Source organism: Bradyrhizobium sp. USDA 4501 (genome assembly GCF_054062115.1).
The window spans coordinates 6,916,370-6,941,061 of the sequence record NZ_JBSSEX010000001.1 but is presented as its reverse complement, the minus strand read 5'-3'; the positions used below and the strand labels follow the sequence as shown (position 1 = coordinate 6,941,061).

At 65.2% G+C, this 24,692-nt stretch carries 24 protein-coding genes and 1 other RNA gene; 10 read left to right on the top strand and 15 right to left on the bottom strand.

The annotated features are described in order from the left end of the window. Positions 1–2: 2 nt before the first annotated feature. The 5 genes from ACVWZM_RS31950 to rsmH are packed head-to-tail and all read right to left on the bottom strand — an operon-like array spanning position 3 to position 6,156. Positions 3–1,436 carry a UDP-N-acetylmuramoylalanyl-D-glutamyl-2,6-diaminopimelate--D-alanyl-D-alanine ligase gene (locus ACVWZM_RS31950; RefSeq protein ID WP_456855552.1) on the bottom strand — a complete coding sequence of 478 codons (1,434 nt, stop codon included), beginning with the start codon at positions 1,434–1,436 and terminating at the stop codon, positions 3–5. Further along, entirely contained in the window at positions 1,433–2,890 is a 1,458-nt protein-coding gene (locus tag ACVWZM_RS31945) for a UDP-N-acetylmuramoyl-L-alanyl-D-glutamate--2,6-diaminopimelate ligase (protein ID WP_456855551.1), read from the bottom strand. Before ACVWZM_RS31945 ends, ACVWZM_RS31950 begins: the two co-directional genes overlap by 4 nt. A gap of 49 nt (positions 2,891–2,939) precedes the next feature. After that, the gene (locus ACVWZM_RS31940) at positions 2,940–4,697 is read right to left on the bottom strand and encodes a peptidoglycan D,D-transpeptidase FtsI family protein (protein ID WP_456856800.1); all 1,758 of its coding nucleotides are present in this window, start codon (positions 4,695–4,697) and stop codon (positions 2,940–2,942) included. Between the two features lie 11 nt (positions 4,698–4,708). Further along, entirely contained in the window at positions 4,709–5,158 is a 450-nt protein-coding gene (gene ftsL, locus ACVWZM_RS31935; protein ID WP_035632058.1) for a cell division protein FtsL, read from the bottom strand. 2 nt (positions 5,159–5,160) lie between these two features. Then, complete coding sequence (gene rsmH, locus ACVWZM_RS31930; RefSeq protein ID WP_456855550.1) at positions 5,161–6,156, bottom strand: 16S rRNA (cytosine(1402)-N(4))-methyltransferase RsmH; 996 nt, start codon at positions 6,154–6,156, stop codon at positions 5,161–5,163. Between the two features lie 580 nt (positions 6,157–6,736). Between rsmH and ACVWZM_RS31925 the strand changes: the two genes are divergently transcribed. Further along, complete coding sequence (locus ACVWZM_RS31925) at positions 6,737–7,603, top strand: N-acetylmuramoyl-L-alanine amidase (RefSeq protein WP_076824121.1); 867 nt, start codon at positions 6,737–6,739, stop codon at positions 7,601–7,603. A gap of 120 nt (positions 7,604–7,723) precedes the next feature. Further along, on the top strand, positions 7,724–7,951 hold the full coding sequence (locus ACVWZM_RS31920) for a hypothetical protein (protein WP_016840052.1): 228 nt from the start codon (positions 7,724–7,726) through the stop codon (positions 7,949–7,951). A gap of 80 nt (positions 7,952–8,031) precedes the next feature. Here the strand turns inward: ACVWZM_RS31920 and ACVWZM_RS31915 are convergent, their stop codons facing one another. After that, a complete protein-coding gene (locus ACVWZM_RS31915; protein WP_076824119.1) occupies positions 8,032–9,267 on the bottom strand; it encodes an RNA polymerase sigma factor in 1,236 nt (411 codons plus the stop codon). A gap of 94 nt (positions 9,268–9,361) precedes the next feature. After that, positions 9,362–9,715, bottom strand: a complete 354-nt coding sequence (locus tag ACVWZM_RS31910; protein WP_253589630.1) for a YciI family protein — start codon at positions 9,713–9,715, stop codon at positions 9,362–9,364. A 225-nt stretch (positions 9,716–9,940) separates the two neighbouring features. Between ACVWZM_RS31910 and ACVWZM_RS31905 the strand changes: the two genes are divergently transcribed. Continuing rightward, on the top strand, positions 9,941–10,096 hold the full coding sequence (locus tag ACVWZM_RS31905; RefSeq protein WP_253589629.1) for a hypothetical protein: 156 nt from the start codon (positions 9,941–9,943) through the stop codon (positions 10,094–10,096). A 7-nt stretch (positions 10,097–10,103) separates the two neighbouring features. Continuing rightward, complete coding sequence (locus ACVWZM_RS31900) at positions 10,104–10,304, top strand: hypothetical protein (RefSeq protein ID WP_253589628.1); 201 nt, start codon at positions 10,104–10,106, stop codon at positions 10,302–10,304. A gap of 236 nt (positions 10,305–10,540) precedes the next feature. On the opposite strand, the gene ACVWZM_RS31895 is transcribed toward ACVWZM_RS31900, so the two are convergent. Together ACVWZM_RS31895 and ACVWZM_RS31890 are read right to left on the bottom strand one after the other, a co-directional pair. Further along, complete coding sequence (locus ACVWZM_RS31895) at positions 10,541–10,975, bottom strand: PAS domain S-box protein (RefSeq protein WP_092087651.1); 435 nt, start codon at positions 10,973–10,975, stop codon at positions 10,541–10,543. 105 nt (positions 10,976–11,080) lie between these two features. Next, positions 11,081–11,980 carry a LysR family transcriptional regulator gene (locus ACVWZM_RS31890; RefSeq protein WP_168859073.1) on the bottom strand — a complete coding sequence of 300 codons (900 nt, stop codon included), beginning with the start codon at positions 11,978–11,980 and terminating at the stop codon, positions 11,081–11,083. Between the two features lie 145 nt (positions 11,981–12,125). On the opposite strand from ACVWZM_RS31890, the gene rnpB reads away from it, so the two are divergent. Next, positions 12,126–12,540, top strand: an RNA gene (gene rnpB / locus ACVWZM_RS31885) — RNase P RNA component class A. A 169-nt stretch (positions 12,541–12,709) separates the two neighbouring features. Here the strand turns inward: rnpB and ACVWZM_RS31880 are convergent. Together ACVWZM_RS31880 and ACVWZM_RS31875 are read right to left on the bottom strand one after the other, a co-directional pair. Continuing rightward, positions 12,710–14,161: a GntT/GntP/DsdX family permease gene (locus ACVWZM_RS31880; protein WP_253589627.1), complete on the bottom strand. Its 1,452-nt coding sequence runs from the start codon at positions 14,159–14,161 to the stop codon at positions 12,710–12,712. Between the two features lie 4 nt (positions 14,162–14,165). Next, the gene (locus ACVWZM_RS31875; RefSeq protein ID WP_057014984.1) at positions 14,166–15,185 is read right to left on the bottom strand and encodes a patatin-like phospholipase family protein; all 1,020 of its coding nucleotides are present in this window, start codon (positions 15,183–15,185) and stop codon (positions 14,166–14,168) included. 230 nt (positions 15,186–15,415) lie between these two features. Between ACVWZM_RS31875 and ACVWZM_RS31870 the strand changes: the two genes are divergently transcribed. The 3 genes from ACVWZM_RS31870 (at position 15,416) to ACVWZM_RS31860 (ending at position 16,845) form a co-directional block, all read left to right on the top strand. After that, positions 15,416–15,595 carry a hypothetical protein gene (locus ACVWZM_RS31870; protein WP_057014983.1) on the top strand — a complete coding sequence of 60 codons (180 nt, stop codon included), beginning with the start codon at positions 15,416–15,418 and terminating at the stop codon, positions 15,593–15,595. Positions 15,596–15,779: 184 nt separating this feature from the next. Continuing rightward, entirely contained in the window at positions 15,780–16,307 is a 528-nt protein-coding gene (locus ACVWZM_RS31865) for a hypothetical protein (protein ID WP_253589626.1), read from the top strand. Positions 16,308–16,623: 316 nt separating this feature from the next. After that, positions 16,624–16,845, top strand: a complete 222-nt coding sequence (locus tag ACVWZM_RS31860; RefSeq protein ID WP_168859075.1) for a DUF2721 domain-containing protein — start codon at positions 16,624–16,626, stop codon at positions 16,843–16,845. Here ACVWZM_RS31860 and ACVWZM_RS31855 read toward each other — a convergent pair. After that, a complete protein-coding gene (locus ACVWZM_RS31855) occupies positions 16,826–17,554 on the bottom strand; it encodes an alpha/beta fold hydrolase (protein WP_253589625.1) in 729 nt (242 codons plus the stop codon). The two genes, ACVWZM_RS31860 and ACVWZM_RS31855, sit on opposite strands and share 20 nt — an antisense overlap. Positions 17,555–17,760: 206 nt before the next feature. On the opposite strand from ACVWZM_RS31855, the gene ACVWZM_RS31850 reads away from it, so the two are divergent. Continuing rightward, positions 17,761–18,504 (top strand): sulfite exporter TauE/SafE family protein, encoded by a 744-nt coding sequence (locus ACVWZM_RS31850; RefSeq protein WP_253589624.1) that lies wholly within the window; start codon positions 17,761–17,763, stop codon positions 18,502–18,504. 64 nt (positions 18,505–18,568) lie between these two features. Here ACVWZM_RS31850 and ACVWZM_RS31845 read toward each other — a convergent pair whose 3' ends face one another. From ACVWZM_RS31845 to ACVWZM_RS31835, 3 genes are all read right to left on the bottom strand, one after another. Continuing rightward, positions 18,569–20,368 (bottom strand): ABC transporter ATP-binding protein, encoded by a 1,800-nt coding sequence (locus ACVWZM_RS31845; protein ID WP_253589623.1) that lies wholly within the window; start codon positions 20,366–20,368, stop codon positions 18,569–18,571. A 502-nt stretch (positions 20,369–20,870) separates the two neighbouring features. After that, a complete protein-coding gene (locus tag ACVWZM_RS31840) occupies positions 20,871–22,460 on the bottom strand; it encodes a DHA2 family efflux MFS transporter permease subunit (protein WP_168859079.1) in 1,590 nt (529 codons plus the stop codon). 47 nt (positions 22,461–22,507) lie between these two features. Then, a complete protein-coding gene (locus ACVWZM_RS31835) occupies positions 22,508–23,794 on the bottom strand; it encodes an efflux RND transporter periplasmic adaptor subunit (protein ID WP_438073437.1) in 1,287 nt (428 codons plus the stop codon). Positions 23,795–23,982: 188 nt separating this feature from the next. Between ACVWZM_RS31835 and ACVWZM_RS31830 the strand changes: the two genes are divergently transcribed. Then, the gene (locus ACVWZM_RS31830; protein WP_456855549.1) at positions 23,983–24,624 is read left to right on the top strand and encodes a TetR/AcrR family transcriptional regulator; all 642 of its coding nucleotides are present in this window, start codon (positions 23,983–23,985) and stop codon (positions 24,622–24,624) included. The last annotated feature ends 68 nt before the right edge of the window (positions 24,625–24,692 follow it).

Genomic DNA, 24,692 nt, shown 5'->3' with positions numbered 1-24,692 from the left:
TCCTATACCGCTTCTTCGTGCGCGGCCTTGTCGGGGAAGCGTTTTTCCAGCGCGCTGACAATCAGCTTCATCTTCGATCCCAGCGAGCCCTTCACCATGATCACGTCACCGGCACGGACCGCGGCGACCGCCTGCGCTTCGAGCGCCGCCGAGCTCTCGGCATAGCCTCCCCGCTTGCCGGTGGAAAGGGCATCCCACAGATTCCGCATCAACGGACCACAACAATATACGAGGTCGATGCGGTTGGCGGTCACGGCCTCGTTGAGGCCGCGGTGCAGTTCGGGCCCGGTCGGCCCGAGCTCGAGCATGTCGCCGAGCACGGCGATGCGCCGGCCATGCGGCCCGGTCTGGGCCTGACCGAGCACGTTGAGCGCGGCGCCCATCGAAGCCGGGTTGGCGTTGTAGCTCTCGTCGATCAGCATCGCCTCGCCATGGCCGACCTCGAGGGTGCGGCGGAGGCCGCGGCCGGTCGGCGCCTCGAGCTGCGACAGCGACAGCGCCGCGCGCGCGATATCGGCGCCGAGTAGCGAGGCGCCGGCAAGCACCGCGAGCGAGTTCATCGCCATGTGCCGGCCGGGCATGCCGATCTTGTAGGTGATGTCGTGATCCAGAATATCCGCATGCACCGCCGAGCAGGTCGCGTGCAGCGACAGGTCGAGCAGCCGCGCCTCGGCACGCTTGTCGGCGCCGAACGAGACGATGCGCGAGATGCCGGCCTGCTTGGCCTGCTTTTGCAGCCGCGCGAATTGCCCGTTGTCGCGGTTGAGCACGACCGCGCCATCGGGCTCGAGCCCTGCGAAGATCTCCGCCTTGGCGTCGGCGATCGCCTCGATGCCGGCGAAGAATTCCAGATGCACCGGCTCGATCGTGGTGATGATTGCGACGTGCGGGCGCACCATCTTCACCAGCGGCGTGATCTCGCCGGCATGGTTCATGCCGATCTCGAACACCGCAAAGCGCGTGCTGGCCGGGCAGCGCGCCAGCGACAGCGGCACGCCCCAGTGATTGTTGAACGACGCCACCGACGCATGGGTCTCGCCCTGCGCCGACAGCACGCGGCGCAGCGCCTCTTTGGTCGAGGTCTTGCCGACCGAGCCGGTTACCGCGACGATCTGCGCGTTGAGCCGCGCGCGCGAGGCATGCGCGAGCTCGACAAGACCGGCGAGCACGTCGTCGACCACCAGCAGCGGCGCATCAGCGGGAAACTTTGCCCGTTGCGCGGTCTCGACCACCGCGAGCCCGGCGCCGGCCTTCAGCGCCGCCTCGACGAAGGCATGGCCGTCATGGACGTCGCCCTTGATCGCGAAATACGCCTCGCCGGGCGCGATGGTGCGGCTGTCGATCGAGAGACCGCTGACGCCGTCCGGCAGCTCGCCTTGCGTGGCGGCGCGCATCGCCGTCGCCATCGCATCCGAGGTCCACAACATCGTGCTCATGCGCCCTCCGCAGCCAGTGCACTGGCGACCGCCTCATGATCGCTGAACGGCAGCGTCGTGTTGCCGACGATCTGCCCGACCTCGTGGCCCTTGCCGGCAACGACCAGCGCATCGCCCGGCGCGAGGCCGGCAATGCCGGCGCGGATCGCCGCGGCGCGGTCGCCGATCTCGCGCGCGCCCTTCGCCGTCGCCATGATCGCGGCGCGGATCGCCTCCGGCTTCTCGCTGCGCGGATTGTCGTCGGTGACGATGACCTGATCGGCATTCTCGGCCGCGATCGCGCCCATGATCGGACGCTTGCCGGCGTCGCGGTCGCCGCCGGCGCCGAAGATCACGACCAGCTTGCGCCTGGCATAGGGCCGCAGCGCCTGCAGCGCCTTGGCGAGTGCGTCGGGCTTGTGGGCGTAATCGACGAAGATCGGCGCGCCATTGTGCTCGCCGACGAATTCCAGCCGACCCTTGGCGCCTTCGAGATGTTCGAGGCAGCCGAACACGTCATCGGCGGCGCTGCCGGTGCCGATCGCGAGCCCGGCCGCGACCAGCGCGTTCTCGATCTGGAATTCGCCGACCAGCGGCAGCCGGATCGCGTGCTTGCGTCCGCGGTGCTCGATCGCGAGCTTCTGTGCAAAGCCTTCGATGGCAGCATCGGTGAGCCTGATGCCATCGCCTGCATCGGCGTTGCGCCCGACCGCGATGATGCGCAGGCCGCGCGCGCGCGCCGCATCGATCACCTGCCCTGAGCAATCATGATCGGCCGAGATTACCGCGGCGCCGCCTGGCGCGACCAGATCGCGGAACAGCCGGAGTTTTGCATTGAGGTAATGCGCGACGTCGGGATGATAATCCATGTGGTCGCGCGACAGATTGGTGAAGCCGCCGGCTGCGATGCGCACGCCGTCGAGACGATACTGATCGAGGCCGTGCGAGGACGCCTCGAACGCCAGATGCGTGACGCCGTCGCTCGCGATCTCGTCGAGCTGGCGATGCAGCGCGATCGGATCCGGCGTGGTCAGCGAGCCGTAGACCGTGCGCTTGTCCGAGACGAGGCCGATGGTGCCGATGCTGGCGGAGGAATGACCGAGCCGCTGCCAGATCTGGCGCGTGAACGCTGCGACCGAGGTCTTGCCGCTGGTGCCGGTCACCGCCGCGATCGTCGCCGGCTGGCGGGAAAAGAATTTGGCCGCGGCGAGCGCCAGCGCGCGGCGCGGATTCGGCGTGATGACGAAGGGGGCGCGCGCGTGACCTTGCGGCAGATGGTCGCTGGCGACCGCGACCGCGCCGGCGGCAATCGCCGCATCGACGAAGCGCGCACCGTCGGTCCTGCTGCCGGCCAGCGCGAAGAACAGGTCGCCCGGCTTCACCGCGCGGCTGTCGACCGCAAGCCCTCCGACAATGAGCGAGGAGGCACTCGGATCGATCGTCGCATCATCGCTGAAGAGGTCGCGAAGTCTCATGATCTTCCAGTCTGGCCGGCGCCGTTCTGGCGCCGCGTGAGTATACGCCTTACTGGGTTGTTCTGGATGCCGCAAGAATAAGGCGGTCGGACGGCGGCAGGTCGAATCGCGGTTCAACGCCCAAAAGCGGCGCAATTCGGGCGATCACATTGCCGCCGGTCGGCACCGCATTCCAGCCCGAGGTGATGAACCCGTAGGTTTCCTTCAGGGGCTGCGGCTCGTCGAGCATGATCAGGAGCTGGTATTTCGGATTGTCGGCGGGCAGGATCGCGGTGAAGGCGTTGAGCACGCGCTTCTTGGCGTAGCGGCCGTTGATCACCTTCTCCGCGGTGCCGGTCTTGCCGCCGATATAGTAGCCCTTGACGTCGGCCTTCTTCGCGGTGCCGATCTCGGCATTGAGCCGCATCAGATAGCGCATCTTGTCCGAGGTCTCAGGCTTGATGACGCGCTTGGCGAGCGCCATCGCCTCCTGCTCGGTGCGCTTCAGGAAGGTCGGCGGGATCAGGTAGCCGCCATTGACCAGCGCGTCGATGCCCATCACCGCCTGCAGCGGCGCCACCGCGATGCCGTGACCGAACGAGATGGTGACGGTGTTCAATTCGCCCCACTTCTTCGGCACGATCGGCGAGGCGCTTTCCGGCAATTCGGTGCGCAGCCTCTCGAGCTGGCCCATCTTGCGCAGGAACGCCTTGTGCGCGTCGACGCCCATCGCCAGCGCAATGCGTCCCGCGCCGATGTTGGAGGAATAGTAGAACACCTCCTTCATGTTGATCATGCGGCCCATGTTGTGATCGTCATGGATCGCGAACTTGCCGTAGTGCAGCGGGCCACGCGCATCCCACATCGAGTTGAGGTCGAACCGGCCGCTATCCAGCGCCATCGCCAGCGTGAACGCCTTGAAGGTCGAGCCCATCTCGTAGACGCCGGTGGTCAGGCGGTTGATGCGATCGGGATCGTGCGCCTCCTTCGGATTGTTCGGATCGAAATCCGGCAGCGACACCATCGCCACGATCTCGCCGGTGCGGACGTTGGAGACGAGGCCGGAGGCGGCCTTGGCCTTGAACTTCTCTTTCGCCTTGAGCAGCTCGTCGCGCAGCGCGTGCTCGACGCGCAGGTCGACCGACAGCTCCACCGGCTTCTGCAGCCGGTCGGTGGCGAAGCCCGCGCGATGCAGATCGGCCAGACCGTTGCTGTCCAGCCACTTCTCCATGCCGGCGATGCCCTGGTTGTCGATGTTGACGAGGCCGATCAGGTGGGCGACCTCGTTGCCGGTCGGATAGACGCGCTTGTTCTCGCGCAGGAAGCCGACGCCGGGAAGGCCGAGGCGATGGATGTCGCTCTGCTGCTTCGGCGTGATCTCGCGCTTCAGCCAGACGAAGCCCCTGCGCGACGACAGGCGGTCGCGCACCTCGCTGGTGTCGAGATCGGGCAGGGCTCCGGTCAAAAGCTCGATCGCCTCGTCCTTGTCGATCAGGCGGCGCGGTTCGGCGAACAGGCTCGGCGCCTTGACGTCGGTGGCGAGGATTTCGCCGTTGCGGTCGGTGATGTCGGGCCGCGCGGTCGCGATGGCGTCTTGCGATGCGGTGCGGCGCGCACCATGGCTGTCGGCGCCGACGGCGAACAGCACCAGCCTCCCCGCCAGCACGCAATAGACCGCGGCGAAAGCGAGGATGGCAAGACCGACGCGCGCGCGCGCCTTCGCGGCGCGGTCGACATTGCTGCCATACAGCAGCGTGCGGATCAGCCGCTGGTTCCAGGGCTCGGCCGGTTTCACGGCCGGTGTGTTGGCGGGTGCCGGATCGGTCATGGCTGGTCCCGTCATTGCTGGTCTCCCCCGCCCTGCCCGGAGTCGTCGGGCGCAGGCTGGTCGGCGGCCGGCTGGTCGGTCGCCGCCTTGTCGATCGATCCGGTGGTGCTGTCAGGCGCCGCGGCGGCCTCGATGGTATCGATCATCGCGCCGATCGGATCGCGCGAACCGGGCCGCGTGAAGCTCGGCGGCCGTTCCGGCAGGTTCTTCAGGGAATCGTACTGGTTGGCGTTGACCGGCTTCAGCGGCAGATGGCGTTCGGCGAGGCCCTGCAGCCGGAGCGGCGCATCGAGCTTGGCCCATTCGGCGCGCAACGCGGCGATCGCATTGCGCTGCTCGCGGATCTCGGCGTTGAGCTGCAGCACGCGTTCGACGCGCGCGGTCGATTCCATCTTGATGCGGTAGACGTAGGACGCCGCGAAGATCAGCATGCCGATGACGAGGAGATGGAGAAGGCGCATCGTCACCCTCCCCGCTTCAGGTCGGACAGCCGCGGCCATGACGGCAGGTCGTCGTCGGCGTGCACCGGCGCCGCGGTGCGCTCGGCGGCACGCAGCTTGGCCGATCGCGCGCGCGGATTGGCGGCAAGCTCGGCCTCATCGGGCGTCACCGGCCGCTTGGTCAGGATCTGAAAGCTCGGCGCCGCTTGCGCCATTTCGGGCAAATGCCGTGAGCCGGCGGAGACCTTGCCGCGCAGGCTGAGGAAATTCTTGACGATGCGGTCTTCCAGCGAATGGAACGAAACCACGACGAGCCGGCCGCCCGGCTTCAGCACGCGCTCGGCCGCTGCGAGCGCCTCGTGCAGTTCATCGAGCTCTTCATTGACGAAGATGCGCAGCGCCTGAAAGGTCCGCGTCGCCGGATGGATCTCGTTCGGCTTGGCGCGCACGACCTTCGCGACGATATCGGCAAGCGCATCGGTCGTCGTGATCGGCGCGTCCTTGCGCGCGGCGACGATGGCGCGGGCGACGCCGCGCGAATGGCGCTCCTCGCCGAAGATATAGATGATGTCGGCGAGCTGTTTCTCGGAAGCCGACGCGACCACGTCGGCCGCGGTCGGGCCGCTCTGGGCCATCCGCATGTCGAGCGGACCGCCGAGCCGGAATGAGAAGCCGCGTTCGGCCTGGTCGAGCTGCATCGAGGAGACGCCGACATCCATCACGACGCCGTCGACCTTATCCACCCCGTGCGACGCGCAGACCTCGGCGAGGTTGGAGAAGCGGTCCTCGACCAGAGTCAGCCGACCGCCCGCGCCGTCGACCAGATCGAAGCCGCCGGTTATCGCGGTGCGGTCGCGGTCGATGCCGATCACGCGGGTCTCGGCGACATCGAGGATCGCCCGGCTGTAGCCGCCGGCACCGAAGGTGGCGTCGACATAGATGCCGCCGGCGCGCGGAGCGAGATGCGCGACCGCCTCGCGGCCCAGCACCGAAATGTGACGCGGCGCACGCTCGCTCATGCGCCGCTCCCGGGCGGCGCCGCGTAACTGGCATGCAAGCTGGGTGCGCGCCGACTCATTGCGCCTCGAATCCTCGCGCCCAGAGCCCTCTTCGTTCCGATCGGACCGGAACGGGGCTCTGGATTCCTGTCTTGACGCGTTTTCCTCACGCGAACCGGTATCCACTTCGCTCGAAAACGCGTGAAAAAGCCGCTGCGTGACGCCAGCGCCAACTCCCGTTCTCGGCCGCAAATCCTGATATCCGACCGGAATTGGGAGGGTTTCCATGGGATTTCGCGCAAACAGCGGGGCTCAGCGTCCTTTGGCCGTCCCCCGAAACCGGTTCGGCACTTCACCTCTCAGTAACGGCACTTAACGTTAAGAAAACGTTGATGATCGGTTAGCGGAATCGCGCGGCTTTGATCCGCATTCGAGTGATACCCTCGCGACCCGCTCCGGGCACAATGGCGCAGCGCATCATGCGGATCGTGGAACCGGCAGGGGTCGATTGCGCGGCCCGCACGGTAAAGGAATAGTAAACGCCTATTTGTTTATCCATATGTCAAAATGCTTTCTCCTGGTTCGGGTTTGAGTGATTCGTATGGCTTCAAGTTCGTCTTCGTCCGGCAACGCTGATTCGAAGCGTCAGCGCGCCCTCCCTGTTCCAAAGGGGGTGGCGGACGCGAAGACGTTCACGCCGGATTCCTCGATCGCCTCCGACGTGATCCCGTCGGCGAACTTCGGCGATCGCGCCAATGGCCGACAACCCGACATGATCGTGCTGCACTACACCGGCATGCCCGACGTCGAGGGTGCGATCACCCAGCTCTGCACGGCCGGCACCGAGGTCTCGGCGCACTACATCGTGCTCGAGGACGGCCGCATCGTGCAGTGCGTGCCGGAGAGCAAGCGCGCCTGGCACGCCGGCGTGTCCGCGTGGGCTGGCGATGACGACATCAACTCCTGCTCGATCGGCGTCGAGATCGTCAATCGCGGCCACGATTGGGGCTATCCGGATTTTCCGCTGCGCCAGATCGCGGCTGTCATCGCGCTGTGCCGCGGCATTATGCTTCGCCGCAAGGTGGTCCCGCATCGCGTGCTCGGCCATTCCGACGTGGCACCGGCGCGCAAGAAGGATCCCGGCGAGAAATTCCCGTGGCACTCGCTGGCCAATTCCGGCGTCGGGCACTGGGTGCAGCCGGCGCCGATCGTGCGCGGCGACGCGCTGCAGCTCGGTGCGATCAGCGACAGCGTCTCCAACATGCAGGCCGCGTTCCGGCGCTACGGCTACAACATCCCGACCAACGGCAAGTTCGACGGCCCGACCATGGAGGTCGTCACCGCCTTCCAGCGCCACTTCCGCCCGGAGCGCATCGACGGGATCGCCGACCGTTCCACCATGGCCACACTGCACGCGCTGCTCGAGAGCCTGCCGCCGGATGCGGCGACGGTGGTCGCGTCGAGCTAGGCTCGCCTCCGTCCGTCGTCGCGAGGAGCGGTGCATTTACCGGCCAAGTGTGCGTGCACGTTGGAACTTTTCGGCATGAGCGGTCTTTGTAGGTGGGGCGGTCCGAGTGGAGATTCGTCCATGTTCAAAGCACTGATCGCAGGAGCCGCCGCCGTCGGCCTCATTGTCGCTCCGGCAGCCGCTGGCGCTATGTCGACCCAAAGCAAGACCATGTCGTCGACCCATCACAAGACCCAGAAGGTCCATCACGCGCAGAAGAAGATGGCACCCGGCACCACGACCGGCATGTCGAAGGGGACGACGACCGGGCAATCGAGCACCGGCGCCAAGGCAAAGACAGGGTACTGAGCACGCTCAACGCCTCACGGCGCGCTGACCATCGTGGATGAATGGCGCGCCGTCACTGGCCACGCAAGAGATGGGGTGCGTCACCCCATCTCGGCGATGCGCCGCGCATAGAGCCGGCGCAGCGGTTCGAGTTGCGTGGCTGCCGTTGCGGCGAGATAGGCCTGCCGCGCTTCATCCTTGCGGCCGAGGCGGCGCAGCAGGTCGGCGCGCACCGCGGGCAGCTGGTCATATCCCTTCAAAGTGCCGCGCGCGTCCAGCGCGTCGATCAGGTCGAGCGCGCGCGCCGGACCATCGACCATCGACACCGCGGCGGCGTGATTGAGCTCGATCACCGGCGACGGGCTGATGCGCAGCAGCACCTCGTAAAGACCGGCGATCTGCGGCCAGTCGGTGTCCTTGTAACTCGGCGCCCGCGCGTGCAGCGCGGCGATCGCCGCCTGCACGGCGTAGGACTGCGGCCGGCCCGGCATCCGCAGCGCCTCCTCGACCAGTTCGAGGCCTTCGGCGATCTGCTGGAAATCCCACAGCGAACGGTCCTGCTCCTCGAGCAGCACGATATCGCCGCCGGCGGTCTGGCGGCCGGCGCGGCGCGCATCATGCAGCAGCATCAGCGCCAGCAGCCCCTTGATCTCGCCGCGCGCCGGTATCAGCGCATCGATCAGCCGCGCCAGCCGGATCGCCTCGCGGGCAAGATCGGGCCGCATCAGATCCTCGCCGGCGGTCGCCGCATAACCTTCGGTGAAGACGAGGTAGATCACCGCGAGCACGCCGGTGAGGCGCGGCTCCAGCGCCTCACGCTCCGGCACCTCATAGGGAATGCCGGCGAGTTTTATCTTTTGCTTGGCGCGCAAGAGGCGCTGCGCCATGGCGTCCTCGCTCACCAGGAAGGCGCGCGCGACCTCGACCGTCGTCAGCCCGCACACCGTGCGCAAGGTCAGCGCGACCTGGACCTCCGCCGCAAACGACGGATGGCAGCAGGTGAAGATCAGCCGCAGCATGTCGTCGTCGAGCGTTGCATCGGCCGGCTCGGGCGAGGACTCTGCATCGAGCAGGATCTGATGCGTCAGTTCCTGCTGCTTGCCGCGAAACGTCGCCGCGCGGCGAACGCGGTCGATCGCCTTGTTGCGGCCGACATTGACCAGCCAGGCACGCGGATTGGAGGGGAATTCGCCGATCGGCCAGCGCTGCAGCGCCACGGCAAAAGCATCCTGAAGCGCATCTTCGGCCAGGTCGAAATCGCCGACGAGACGGATCAGCGTTGCGAGCGCCCGGCCCGCCTCGTCGCGAAACACTTTTTCGATCTGGCTGGGGGTCATGGTCTCACCGTCATTCCGGGGCGATGCGAAGCATCGAACCCGGAATCTCGAGGTTCCGGGTTCGCGCTTCGCACGCCCCGGAACGACGAAACCATCACTTGTCGTAGATCATCACCGGCCTGACTTCGATCGAGCCGGTCTTGGCGCCGGGAATCCGCGCCGCGAGGCCGAGCGCCGTGTCGAGATCCTTGGCATCGACCAGATAATAGCCGCCGAGTTGTTCGCGGGTTTCCGCAAACGGCCCGTCGGTTGTCAGCGTCTTGCCGTCGCGCACCCGAACGGTGGTCGCGGTCGACACCGGCTGCAGCCCGTCACCCGCCTTGAAGTGTCCGCTCTGGATGATGGACTGGGTGTAGACGCCATATTCCGCCGACAGGGCCTTGCGGTCGTCGACATTCATGCGGCCATATTCCGCGTCGCTCCGGTAGATCAGCAACAGATATTGCATCTTGAGAACTCCTCTTGATCGGCTGGATCGCCGACACCCAGTCGAACGGGCGACACGCAGGACGACATCGTCAGGATAAATTATTTTGGCCGCCCGGCGTGAATGTCTCACCGGCCCGGCGGGCCGCAGAGCTAGATATCGGATAATCCGATAGTAACCGCCAATATTATTCGTTTGTTAAATTCATGGCAGCGCGTAGCCTTCGGATGCCCGGAGGACTTCGCCATGACACCACTGCCGCAGACAGCCACACGCCTTTGCCGGCTCCTGCTGTCGATGCTGTACCGAATCCTGCGCAGCCGGATCGTGGCGAAACCGCGCCACCACGCCGGTCAGGTCGCCTCGAACATCGCCGCGGGCGGCAATCCGCTCGGCGTGTGAGCAGGCAATGCAACGGGGCATCACGCGCCTGAAGGCGTTGCGTCAGCTGATCGCCGACGAAGGGCTGACCATCGCGATCCTTGCGGCGGTAGCCGCAGCGACGGTGATCGTATTTGGTTTCGGTGCGGAAGCCGACATCGTGGCCTCGATGCTGGTCATCGGCCTTGTGACCGCGCTGGCGGAGACCCGCCTGCGATCGGGAAAGTAACTCCAGCGGCCGTGATCGGCTCCGGAGGGGATGACCGAGAACCTGACATTTGCTTGTAGCTTGATCCGCGTCACTGCGAGCCACCGGGTCGCGCGAACGCGCGCCCGATGACAGGCTCCGCGAAGCTATCCATCTGTCGCATGTGCGGAGCGATGGATTGCTTCGTCGCTTCAGCGCAAAATTGCTTCGCAATTTTGTCGCGAGCTCCTCGCAATGACGGCATGGCTTCCCAGCCTTTACGACGATGTCGCGGCCTGCTGCGCGGCGCGGCGCCGCAACTCCTTGAGCTCCTCGAAACGCTTGGTCACGTCGCGCATCACGGCGACGGTGCCGGCGACCTTGTGCGCCGCATCGTGCAGCATCTCGATGGTGAATTCGACGGAGATGCGCGTCCCGTGCCTGGTCAGCGCCGGCACCGACAGCAGATCGCCCTGACCGTAGCGGCTCGTCCCGGTCGCCATCGTGTGCCGGAAGCCGGCCCAGTGACGCGCGCGCAGATTCTCCGGAATGATCAAATCGAGCGATTGTCCGATCGCCTCCTCGGCGCTGAAGCCGAACATCCTGACCGCGCCGGGATTCCACAAGGTGATACGGCCTTCGACATCGGTCGCAACGATCGCGTCGGAGGCTCCCTTGAGCAACGCGTCTCCCACTTCTGCCGCAATATCCATCGTTTGACCTCCTGCTGATCCCGATCCTGCTGTGAACGCGGACGTTTACGCTGACAAGCGAGGAAAGCCGATGGAATCGATCGGAGATGCCGATAGAAATCGCGGTCAGCGCCGCCGCCGCGCGGCAGGCCTGGCCCGCGGCAGGTCCGCGCTCGCATTAACCTGCGACGCGGCAAGCCGATGCATGGTCTCGACCGCGCGCGCCAGATGATCGTCCTGGCTGTCAGCCGGATAGGCGACATAGGCGGGCATCGCAAAGCCAGGTGCGCCGGCGACGGCGTGCAGCCGCCGCGCCTTCAGGAGCGGCTCCACGATACGACGCGCGAAGAAGCCAGAGCCGCCATTCTCCAAAAGATGCTGCAATCCGAGCCAGCCGATATTCACCGTCAGCGCGGGGCCGGCGAAATTCGGAAACAGCGTGGCGTGACGCGCGTAGAATTCGGGGCCCCAATCGACATAGACATAGCCCGGTCCCGGCTCCGGTGCGCTTTTCGGATCGGTCGACACCAGGATGAGCTGCTCCTCGAACAGCTGCTCGACCTTGAGGCCGGGGCGACTCTGCGGCGTGTACATCACGCCGATGTCGATGCGTCCCTCGACCAGCCCCTGCATCAGCTCGGGCTCGAGCGCGCTCTCGGCGCGGATCGAGATGTCGGGATGCGCCCGCGTCATCAGCGGCAGCCAGCGCAGCAGATACTCTTCCCAAAGTCCGATGCGGCCGCCGACCACCAGCGTCGCGGAAAATCCCTTGGGGATTCCGACATCATGGCGCGCCTGCTCGACGGTGCGGACCAGCACCGAGGCGTGGCGCTGAAACTGCCGGCCGGCCGGCGTCAACGTGGTGCCGGCCTTGTTGCGCACGAACAGCACGCAGCCGAGCTGCTGCTCGAGCGTGTGGATGCGGGTGCTGACGGTCGACTGGCTGACATGCAGCCGCTCCGCCGCGGTGATGAAGTTGCCGGCGCTCACCACCGTCAGGAACGTCCGGGCCAGTTCGGTATCCATGGCGCCTCGAGCTTTGGATCGATCAAATCGATATCAAAGGCCTCTCCTCTGCGAATGTCAAAATCGAGAGCCAGCCGCGCGCCAGGCCAAGGTTAACCATCGCAATCGCTTGACGCGGGCGGCCAAACTCCGCATGCGTAACCCGTCAGTCGGCCGGACGGCCGCTCCCGCAAGCGCCGAAAGGCCGCGGGGGAGGAAAGTCCGGGCTCCATCGACATGCGGTGCCGGATAACATCCGGCGGGGGCGACCCCAGGGAAAGTGCCACAGAGAACGAACCGCTTCCTCCTCGGAGGAAGTAAGGGTGAAAAGGTGCGGTAAGAGCGCACCGCGTTTCCGGCAACGGAGATGGCATGGCAAACCACACCGGGAGCAAAACCGAATAGGGACGGCAACGCGGTTAGTTCGCGCACGCGCGATAACACCGCAGGGCGATGTCAGGCCCGCTGTCCGGGTAGGTTGCCCGAGGCAAGGTGCAAACCTTGTCCCAGAGGAATGGCCGTCGCGTACCATTCGCGAGAATGGTGCCCTACAGAACCCGGCTTACAGGCCGGCTGATATTCTAAAGCGTTTTCGAGCGAAGTGGATTTCCGGTTCGCGTGAAGAAAACGCGTCTTGAAGATGGACCATGAGGGGCTCGGCGCGACACGCCGGGCCCCTCGCCATTTTCAGATCAACGTCGTTCCAGCTACGCGCGCCGGCGGGAAGTAGAGCCAACCCATCGTCTTGCGTCAGAACGACCCGAATGCGGTGCCGATCGCAATCACCGCTGCGAGTGCAATGACAGAACTCACAATGCCGACCATGACAATGTCGAGATAGCTATCGCGATGCTTGAGCCCACAGATCGCAAGCAGGCTAACGACAGCTCCGTTGTGAGGTAGAATGTCCAGCGTTCCCGAACCGATCACCGCGACGCGATGCAACAGGCCGGGGTCAATACCCGCCTCCGCGGCAAGGTCCATATAGGTCCGTCCCAGCGCATCGAGCGCGATCGTCAAGCCGCCGGAAGCCGACCCCGTCAGCGCCGCAAGGATGTTCGTCGCGACCGCGAGCGACACCAATGGACCGCCTTCAATTCGCAACACCCAGTCCCGCACCACGCCGAAAGCGGGAAGCGAGGCGATAACGGCGCCGAATCCGACAAGGCTTGCGACGCTCAGCGCCGGCAGGACCGACGCGTTGGCACCGGCATCCATCGTTCGTCGCAGTGCGGGCAGCCGCGTCCAGTTGCAGAGGATGACCGTCACGATCGCTCCCGCCAACGCCACGACAACCGACCAGACACCGGCCACGGCAGCCAGTGATGTATTTCCCCACCGCTGTTCGGCCAGGAACGAGAAATCAAGCCGAGGCAGCACAACCAGCGACATCACTAGATTGACGGCGACGACGACGATCAGGGGAAGGATGGCGTTGAAAATCGGGACGGCGGCATCGCTGTGATATCCGTGGCGGAGCTCCGCCGGGTCGAATTCTCGCGCCGTCGTAGCCCGCTCGCGCAACAGCTCATCGTCGGCTGCATCCGCCGGAACCGGCGGCTCGTCGCCATACCCCTCTTTTGCGCGATGCGCTGCCTTCTCCGCGCGAAGCAGCCACCACAGCCCGACGCTCAGCATGATGATCGAGGCGACAACGCCGAGGCCCGGTGCGGCAAAGGGGGTCGTGCCGAAGAAAGGCATCGGTATCGCATTCTGTATCGACGGCGTGCCCGGCAGCGCCGACATGGTGAAGGTCGAAGTCCCGAGAATGACCGCCGCCGGTACCAGACGACGTGGAATCCCCGCCGTGCGAAACAGCGTCTGCGCCATCGGAACGATGACAAAGAAGGCGACGAACAGGCTGACGCCGCCGTAGGTGACCAGTGCGCCTGCGAGCACGACCGCAAGGATGATCCGGCGTTCGCCTAGGCACCGGGAGATGAAGCCCGCGACCGCAGCGACCGCGCCGCTGTCATCCATGAGCTTTCCGAACACGGCGCCAAGCAGAAAAATAGGGAAGAACTGCGCGAGAAACTCCGACGCACTACCCATGAAGGTCTGCGTCCAGTTGGCAAGCAGCGGCTCGCCGCCGAAAGCTGCGGCCACCAGCGCACAGAGCGGTGCGAGCAGCAGCACGCTCCAACCGCGGAAAGCGAGACAGACCAGCAGTCCAAGCCCGACGAGAATGCCGAGAAGACCCATCGTCTCAGCACTCCGCCAGCAGAATATCGAGATCTGCGGTCGAACGCTCACCGAGATCGGCGCCATGGGCGTCGAGGAATTCGCCGGCGGCTCGCCGCCCTTCCTCGTGCAGCTTGGCCACGAACGCCCATTCGGCATTGAGCTTGGATGACGAACCGAACGTCGCGAGCATGTCGCTCTTGATCCGGTGCGTCTTCATCTGCGCCCAGCGGGCGCCTTCCCCAGTACCGGGATCGGCGACCTGGCGAAGCAACGCGATCATGCGCAGCTCCTTTGCCAGCGGCGAGTTGAACGAGATCTCGTTAAGCCGGTTGAGAATGTCAGCGGCCGTGCGCGGCTGCTCCGGACGCTCGGTCGGGTTGATCTGGACGACGACGGTGTCGCGCGCGTCGGTCTCGCGGACGAGCGGTGTAATCGTGGGATTGCCCGCGTAGCCGCCGTCCCAATAGGGCTCGCCATCGATCTCGATCGCGCGAAACATCGTTGGTAAGCAAGCCGACGCGAGCAGGACTTCCGCGGTAATCTCCGCGTTGCGAAAAATCCGTCCGCGGCCCGTACGCACGCGCGTGGCGGTGATGAAGAGCTTGATCGGCGCGCGTGCAAGACGCTCGAAATCGATACTGTCGTTCAATATGTCGCGTAGCGGATTGAAGCCAAGCGGATTGAGGTCGTAGGGTGAAAGCATCCGCGACATCAAATCGGTAAAGAGATAGGCCGGGGAGCTGTCAAGCGACCAGCGTCCCATCAGGCGGTCGAGCGGCGACCGTTGCAACGGACTGAATGCGGCGGCGCGCGAGACGCTTCGCCAATATTTTTCAAGCGCTTCGCGTGCGCCGGCAGCGCCGCCCGCGGTCCAACCATCCGCCAGCACGGCTGCGTTCATCGCTCCGGCCGATGTCCCGGATATGCCCGCAATCTGAAACCAAGGTTCTTCGAGAAGCCGATCCAGGACACCCCACGTGAACGCACCGTGCGATCCCCCGCCTTGGAGCGCCAGGTCTACGAGCACGGGGCTGCGGTTCATGAATCCATGCTCACCAGCACGCGAGACACTCATTATGTCGCAGTTCAACCGAACATGCGAGACAAAGTTGCGGTCGCTGCATGGTTCCGATGGCGAACTTCGAACGATATTATCTCAACTCGAAGCGAAGCGAACCGATCGCTTCAGTGCCGCCACAGGCCCACGTTTCTTAAAAAGGCGACATGCATGGGGTGGCGGGCGTAGAGTATGCCTCGCGCGGAGGATCGCAGATGGACCTTCAGAAGATCATGGCGAAGGCAAGAGACATCGCCAGCAGTACCGGCACGATCACGACCGAGCAACTGAACGGGATGTGCCCCAACAATATGGAGCCCGAAGATATCGCGGCTCTCTTTGCGGCTCTGCGCACTGAGGGGATTCGTCTCAAGGACGACGAAGCAGAAAAGTAGGAGCCCAAAGTAGGAGCCACTGTGCTTTGACGCCACAGCAAGACAATCGATCACTGCGATCGAAGCGCTGGCCGAGTTTGGATAGTGGCAGATTGGTCATCGGGCGGCATTGCAGCTATGATCCGCCAGAGCTGGACGTGTCCTTCTGCCCCGAGATTCAAGAAGATCAAAAGGAGGAATAGGAATGTCGGTCGCCTGCAAGTTCGAACGCAGCATCCTCAGCCATGAAGAATATGAAGCAATCCGCGTGACGCATCATCCCGCCATCTACGGCGTCGAGGTGAGCGAGCTCGAGGCCATGCGACCCCGCTTGCGCAAGATGCGCGACAAGGAGCGAACGGTCGGCCGACAGAAGCAGCGAGAGAGCCGCGGAAAGGCCGAGGCTCGCGGCACGAGCTTTCCAGGAACCGCCAAGCATGCGTCAGAGCGAAAACAGGTGTTCGCGGCAGCGCTGAAACGGGTCAACACGGAGCTGAGGCGTCAGCACAATCTGGCAGCCCGGACCGCACATGTCGAAGCGGCTCGAAAGGCCCTCGCACTGCACCGGGCCGCGAACTTCACGACGCGTCCCCCGGCTGGAGCCACCGCGGGCGAAGGCATGGCGCCGAAGCCGAGGGAACGCCGGCGAAAGATCATTGCAGGCGCGAAGATCGGACGCGTGTCGCAGGCGACAAAGGTCGCTCAGGCCGTCCGCGACGCACGCGGTGCATGACCCGGGCAACAAGCGCGTCTGATTGATTTCGACGCGGCGTCGGCGGGATGCGCCAGCCATCGCGGTTGCGCGCGGCCTCCCGCATGCTGAAGCGGACAGGGCGCGGCGTTTCAGCGGCATTGGTCAATGCAACCGCCAGTCGATCAGTGCCCGCCAGAACCTCAAACCCAATCCGGACGCTGATCTCCCGCATGAACCGCGTGACCGACCGGATACAAGCTCTTGATGCGGTCCCGGACGGCGATGATGCCAAAACAGGGCGTAAGAGAGACATGCCCCGGCTGAGGCGCCGCGCCGAGCTCCTCAATCGCCTATCATGTTCTCCACAATAAGCGCCATCCCGACGTGCCTGCTGGTGATCGTGGCATTCGTCAGTACCTATTTCCAGCTGCGGCACGAATATGGTGTCGCCATACTTTTTATCGTAGCGCTCGGATCTTTCACCGCAGCGCTGATAGATCTCGTCCGTGAACGAGGATTGCCGTGCACGAATACGATCTGGATCGCTAGAGATCGCCTCAGGAAACAATCTCCATGAGCATCGCCATCAGCGCCTCCGGTGCGGTGACGTTCGGCGAGTGGCTGGCGTCGATCTCGAAATAGCGCCAGCCGGCTTCGTTCCTGATGCGCCGGGCGAACTGGCCGAACGTGTCGGCCTGCGTGGCGCGGGTGGCGTAGATGTAGCTGCGCGGCAGGCTGGTCTCGCCGTGCTTCAACCGCAATTTCTGCTCGAAGCATTTGATCGGCATGTCGACGCGCCGCGCGCTCAGCCATGCGACGTCGGCGGGCGACGTGTCCGGCGGCACCGGCATCGGCGGAATACGCCAGCCGTCGCCGTCGCTCACGAACTCACGCATGGTCTCGATGGCCGATTCGTTGAGATCGAACAGCGACTGGCCGTCGCGCGGCACGAAAGCGTCGATATAGATCATCTGCGCGATGCGCTCGCGCACCCGGTCGGCGACGCCGGTCGCGACCATGCCGCCATAGGAGTGCCCGATCAGCACGATGTCGTGCAGGTCCTCGTAACTGATGACGCTGAGCACATCCTGGATATGCGCCTCGAGGTCGAGTCCTTGATGCGCAAGGTGCGCGCGCTCGCCAAGCCCGGTGTAGCTCGGCGTGACCAGCCGATGGCCGGCGGCCTGCATCAGGGGATGCATCTTCTTCCATGCCCAGCCTGCCGACCAGGCGCCGTGACAGACCAGAAAGGTTTTTTGCGAATTCGCAGGCGAGCCTGAAGTCATGGGATGCTTCCGTTCCGATTATCGTTGATGAGCCGCGATTTTGAATAGTACCTGCGAGACGCGTTGTGTAAACGTGGCGCCAAACACCACCGTCGTTCCGGGGCGATGCGCCAGCATCGAACCCGGAATCTCGAGATTCCCCGGTGCGCGATTGCGCACCTGCGGTCTGGTCCTTCGGACCATCCCGGAATGACGAAGGAGAAAAAATGACCCCGGCAGGCTATGCGATCCTGTTCTTCGGCGCGCTTGCCGGCGGTTTCGTCTCCGGTCTTGCCGGCTTCGGCACCGCGCTGATGGCGCTCGGCATCTGGCTCTATGTGCTGCCGCCGACACTCGCGGTGCCGCTGGTGCTGGTCTGCTCGGTCATCGCGCAGCTCTCGACCTTGCCGTCGATCTGGAAGAGCATCGATTTCCGTCTGGTCTGGCCGTTCGTCATCGCAGGCCTCGCGGGCGTGCCGATCGGCATCCTGCTGATCGCGCGGGCCGACCCCGAGGTCTTCAAGCTGACGATCGGCGTCTTCCTGCTGGTGTTTCCGACCGCGTTGTTCCTGCAACGCAAGCCGATGTCGATCGCCTTCGGCGGCAAATGGGCCGATGGCGCGATCGGATTTGCCGGCGGCATCCTCGGCGGCCTCGCCGGACTGTCCGGCCCGCTGCCGATCCTGTGGGCCAGCGTGCGCGGCTGGGGCAAACAGCAGCGCCGCGGCGTGTTCCAGATCTTCAACTTCACGATCCTGGCGGCCGCGCTTTGCGTGCAGATCGCAAGCGGCCTGGCGAAGCCCGAGCTGATCTGGCTGGTGGCGTGCGCGTTTCCGGGGACACTGCTCGGCGCCTGGCTCGGCGCGCGGCTCTATCACGCGCTCAGCGACCGCAATTTCTCCGACGTCGTGCTGCTGCTGCTGTTCCTGTCCGGCGGCGCGCTGGTGTGGAACGGACTGGCGCCGAAATAGCGCGGGCGATACGGGAGCGCCGGTGCTGATCCAATCAGAACCGGCGCTCCAGCCATGCGCCATCTCACTCAGCCGCGGCCTGACCAAACTCGGTCGCCTGGCGCTCGAACAGGCCGCGATAGATGCCGCCGGGACGCGCGGCCAGCACCTCATGCGTGCCCTGCTCGACGATCTCGCCGCGGTCGAACACCAGGATGCGATCCATGCTGCGCACGGTCGACAGCCGGTGCGCGATCACGATCGAGGTGCGGCCCTTCATCAACCGTTCCATCGCCTGCTGGATCAGCGCCTCGGATTCCGAATCGAGGCTCGAGGTCGCCTCGTCCAGGATCAGGATCGGCGCATCGGCCAGGAACGCGCGCGCCAGCGCCACGCGCTGCCGCTCGCCGCCCGACAGCTTGACGCCGCGCTCGCCCACCAGCGTGCCGTAACCCTTCGGCAGCCGCATGATGAAGTCGTGCGCATTGGCAAGCCGCGCCGCCTGCTCGATCGCCTCCATGCCGGCGCCCGGCCGGCCATAGGCGATGTTCTCCGCCAGCGTGCGGTGGAACAGGATCGGCTCCTGCTGCACGATCGCGATCTGGCTGCGCAGCGATTGCTGCGTCGCCCTGGCGATGTCCTGACCGTCGATCAGGATCCGGCCAGCGGAGACGTCGTAGAGCCGCTGCACCAGCTTGACGAAGGTCGTCTTGCCGGAGCCGGAGCGCCCGACCAGGCCGACCCGCTCGCCGGCGTCGATGTCGACCGACAGCCCGTCATAGAGCGGCCGGCGGTGGCCGCCATAGTGAAACGTGACGTCGTCGAACACGATGCGGCCGCCCTGGATGTCGATCGTCCCAGCATCATCCGCATCGACGATGCCGAGCGGCTCGCCATGGATCTGCACCAGTTCCTCCATGTCGTTCACCGAACGCTGCAGGTTGTTGATGTGCATGCCGACATCGCGCAGATAGGCATGGATGATGTAGTAGCTGGTCAGCACATAGGTGACGTCGCCCGGCGTGGCGCGGCCCTGCGCCCACAGCAGGATCGCACCGCCGATCACCGAGGCGCGGAAGCACAGCAGCACCACGAGCTGCGCCGTCGAGGTGTGATTGTAGCGGAACCAGGTCCGCCGCACCCGTCGGCGCCAGCGGCTGATGACGCCGTCGAGCCGCATGTCCTCGCGCGTCTCCGCGCCGAACGACTTCACCACCGCGTTGCAGGTCAGGGCGTCGGCCAGCGTGCCGCCGACCTTGGTGTCCCACGCATTGGAAACGCGCGCGGCAGGCGCGACGTAGCGCACCTGGAACACCATGGTCATCGCGACATAGATCACCGAGCCGACCGCGATCACCGCGCCGAGCTGCGGCCAATGCACGCCGAGCAGGATCATCGAACCGACCAGCACCACGACCGACGGCAGCAGCGCCATCAGGATGGTGTCGTTCAGCAAATCGAGCGCCCACATGCCGCGCGTGATCTTGCGCACGGTGGAGCCGGCGAACGAATTGGCGTGCCAGTCGGTCGAGAAGCGCTGCACCCGCATGAAGGCCTGCTGCCCGACATCGGACATCGTCTTCAGCGTGAACGGCACGATGGTCTGGATGCCGACCAGCCGCAGCACCAGCGACAGCGCGCCGAGGCCGACGATGGCGCCGAACGCCAGCATCGCCGCATGGCGCGCGGCCGCATTGGTGGCGCCCGCGGTCAGCGCGTCGACCAGATGGCCGGAAAACACCGGCATGAACAGGTCGGCCGCGGTTGCGCCGAGGAATCCGGCCGTCACCGCGGAGGCACGCAGCGGCTGTTCCAGCCAATGGCGGAAGACAAAGGGAAGCACGATCCGGATTGCGGCCGGCCGCTTGGTCGTCAGAGAGGTCATGGCACATTCCGGCCACGCTTTTGCAGCGCGTGCCGGCTCCATCTGAGGCGACGTGCGGGCAGAATCCGACCGCGAGCGCCGCTGGAAATTGTCGATAGCGTGTTGGGAAGTTTTGCTGATCGGGGATCAGGCCCGGTCAGCGCCGGGAGCTAACGCCTAAACGCGTCCAGCACCGTCGAACGCGGGCGCGCGATCTGCGAAATAAACGACTTCATGCGCATCTCCCCGGTTCGAGTAAGGAAGCGCTGCTTATAAATGCATCACGCGCGATTGGCAAGGTAACATCGGCGTGAGTGCGTCAATGTGTCGGCGATATCAGCTATTCACGCGACCGGGCGCAGCCCGCGCGCCGATGCGATGCACTCAGCCCGGCGACAACGGCACACTTTCGTAGCCCGGATGAGCGAAGCGAAATCCGGGGCCGCGTCACGTTCAGTGATGAACTGCCGAGATCGGTCCCGCATATCGCTTCGCTCATGCGGGCTACGAAAACCGATGACACCTAATGCGCGTCGCCGCCGCTCGCGGTCATCGACGGCGGCTTGTTGACGAACAGCACCAGAAGGCTGAGCGCGACATAGAACAACGACAGCATGAAGAAGGCATCGCCATAGCCCATCACTGCTGCCTGACGGTGCACGATCTGCGAGAGCTGCTTCATCGCCATGATGGCGGAATCGCCCATGCCCTGCATGCGCTGAGTGAACATGTTGAGGGTCTCGACCGCGGTGGTGTTGCCCCAGGTCACGCGGTCATGCAGCCGCGAGATGTGCAGATCGGTGCGGTCGTTGAGCACCTCGTTGATGACGGCGAGACCTACCGCGCCGCCGAGGTTGCGCATCAGGTTGAACAGGCCGGAGGCGTTCTTGACGCGATCCTGCGGCAACGTCGCGAGCGCGATGTTGTTGGTCGGCACCATGGCGCACATCATGCCGATGCCGCGCAGGATCTGCGGCAGCAGCAGCTCGTAGAAATCATAGTCGCGGGTGATCCAGGTCATCTGCCAGGAGCCGAGCGCGAAGGTCACGAGGCCGAAGGCGATGATGTAGCGCAAATCGACCTTCTGCATCAGCCGCCCGACCACCGGCGCCATCAAGAACATGGTGACGCCGGAGACGAACATGGTCTCGCCGATCATCAGCGCGCTGTAGCCGCGAACCTCCGCGAGATAGCGCGGATAGACATAAGTCAGGCCATAGAGCCCGATGCCGATGCAGAACTGCAGCACGCAGCCGACCGCGAAGTTGCGGTTACTGAAGGCGTAGAGATCGACGATCGGCTCCTCCGCGGTCAAGACGCGCCAGAAGAACGCGACCGCCGAGACGAAGCCAATCGCGGCGCAGACCGCGACCGAGGTGTCCTGCAGCCACTCATATTGCGGCCCCTCCTCCAGCACATATTCAAGCGAGCCGAGGAAGCCGCCCATGAAGATCAGCCCCCACCAGTCGAAGCGCTCGAGCAGCGCGAAGTTCGGCTGGTCGAAATCGACCAGCGCCAGCACGCCTGCCGTGATGATGACGCCGGGCACGATGTTGATGAAGAACAGCCAGTGCCACGACATCAGGTCGGTGATGTAGCCGCCGACGGTCGGTCCAACGGTCGGCGCCAGCGTCGCGACGAGGCCGATGATCGGCGCCACGATGTGGAATTTGGTGCGCGGGAAGATCGTGTAGGCCGAGGCGAACACCGTCGGGATCATGCCGGCGCCGAGAAAACCCTGCAGCGCGCGCCACAGGATCATCTGCTCGATCGAGGAGGCGAAGCCGCACAGCAGGCTCGAGGCGGTGAAGCCGAACGCGGAGATCGCGAACAACAGCCGCGTGCCAAGCGCGCGCGACAGGAATCCGGACAACGGAATCGCGATCACTTCGGCGATCAGATAGGCGGTCTGCACCCACGACACTTCGGTCGAGGATGCCGACAGGCCGGCCTGGATCTCGGACAGCGAGGCCGAGACGATCTGGATGTCCAGGATCGACATGAACATGCCGAACACCATGATGATGAAGGCAACCAGCCGCTTCGGCTGGATGCGCTCGGACTCCGGGGCGCCGGTCATCATCGAGGGTGAAGCAGTGGTCGTATCAGCCATGGGCTCATCGGCTCCGAGCCTCGGACTCTGTCCGAAGCTTCAAGACATCACTGCGGATGGATCATCATCGGCGCGTCGAGATCAGTTTCGGCGTCGGCATCGGCCGCGCCTTCACGGGTGTCGACGGTGGTGTAGACCGACATGCCGGCGCGCAAGAGGCCCTGCCTGGCGACGCTGGCAGGCACGCGGATGCGGACCGGCAGGCGCTGCACGATCTTGGTGAAGTTGCCGGTGGCGTTGTCGGGCGGCAGCAGCGTGAACACCGAGCCCGCCGCCGGCGAAATGCTGTCGACGAGGCCGGTGAACTTGCGGAAGCCGTAGGCGTCGACCTTGATCGTCACCCGCTGCCCGGTGCGGATGCGCTTGAGCTGGGTCTCTTTATAGTTCGCGTCGATGTAGACGCCGTCGAGCGGCACCACGTTGCCGAGCCGCTGGCCCACATTGATATAGTCGCCGGTGTTGACCAGGCGGTTGGAGAAGGTGCCGTCGACCGGCGCACGGACATTGGTGAATTCGAGATCGCGCTCGGCCTTGGCGAGCTGGGTCTGCAATTCGGCGAGCTGGGCGCGGGCCTCGGCCTGCTGCGCCTTGGTCACCTCGACATTGTCCTTGGCCGCATCATAGGCCGCCTGCGCGGACCGCACGCTGGCCGCGCCCTGATCACGGCCGGCCTCCGAGACTTCGAAGGTGGCACGCGAGGCAAAACCCTTGGTGCTGAGCGCCTGCTGGCGGTCGAAATCGAGATCGGCGCGCTTCAGGCCGGCCTGCGCGGACACCAGCTGGGCCTGCGCCTGCTCGACCGAGCTCGCCGCCGCCGCAACCTGGCGGCCGATGCGCTCGATCGTCGCCTGCTGGGTCGCGATCCGGGTGCGCGCGGCGTCGGCCGCGATACGGTAGTCGCCATCATCGATCCGGAAGATCACGTCGCCTGCGCGCACCAGCGCGTTGTCGCCGGGCAGGATCGCCGCGATATGGCCCGCGACGCGCGCGCCGAGCATGGAGTTGTTGGCGCGGACATAGGCATCGTCGGTCGAGACGTAGAAGCGCCCGACCATCAGGTAATAGGCGGCATAGCCCGCGGCAGCGAGCGCGAGCAGGCCGACCACGCCCATCATCACGAATTTGCGCTTGCCGGATTTCGGCGCCGGCGCCGCAGCGGGCGAAGCCGCCGGCTGCTCGGGCGCAGACGCGGGCGGCGCCTCCGCGGGACGCTTGGCTTCATCAGCCCGGCCCTGCTCGCCGAGATCGGCGGATGCATCGCGCGCGATCGCGTCCTCGGCCATCTCAGGCTCGGAACGAACAATGCGTGCAGCCTGATCCCGTGCTGCGGCCATGGCCGAGGCTCCCCACAAAAATCTTGACGCGCGCGATGGCGGAATAAGGGCCGTGCGGCGCATCGTCACTCCCAAGATACCATTGACCGAACGGTTCGGTCAATATACATTCCCGCCCGCTAGATTATAAAGCTTCGATTCTTCCCTTTCCTACTTTGGGTTGCGTTCTCTCCCGAGAAGCTAAATCAATGGTTGCAGCGCCCCGAACCTCCCTCCAGTCCGTCGGCGAGGAGGAATCGTCGAAACGCCGCCAGATCCTGGACGGCGCCCGTAAGATATTCCTGGAGCTCGGCTTTGACGGCGCGAGCATGGGCGAGATCGCGCGCGCTGCCGGCGTCTCCAAGGGCACGCTCTACGTCTATTTCCCCGACAAGGCCGGGCTGTTCGCGTCAATCGTCGAGGAGGAAAAGCTCGAGCAGGGCAAGGTCGCCTTCAATTTCGATCCGGCGCGCGACGTCGACACCACCCTCCCCGAATTCGGCCGCGCCTATGTCGCGGTGCTGTGCCGGCCCGGCGGCGGCTCGGCGATCCGCACCGTGATGGCGATCGCCGAGCGGATGCCCGAGCTCGGCAGCCGGTTCTACACCCACGTCATCGCCCACACCGTCGACCGCTTCGCCGCCTATCTCGAGGCGCGCGCCGCGCTCGGCGAGCTCGTGATCGACGACTACCAGCTCGCGGCCTGGCAATTCATGCAGATGTGCCAGGCGACGCTGTTCCAGGCGTTCATCTTCCAGGCCAAGCCGTCGCCCTCGCCGGAGCGGATCGCAACCGTCGTCGACAGCGCGACGCGCGTGTTCTTCGCGGCGTACCGGCCGAAGGCCGGGTGAGATCGACGTCTTATCGCGGACCAGCGCGCTCTTCGTCCCGTCATGCTGAGGTGCTCGCGTAGCGAGCC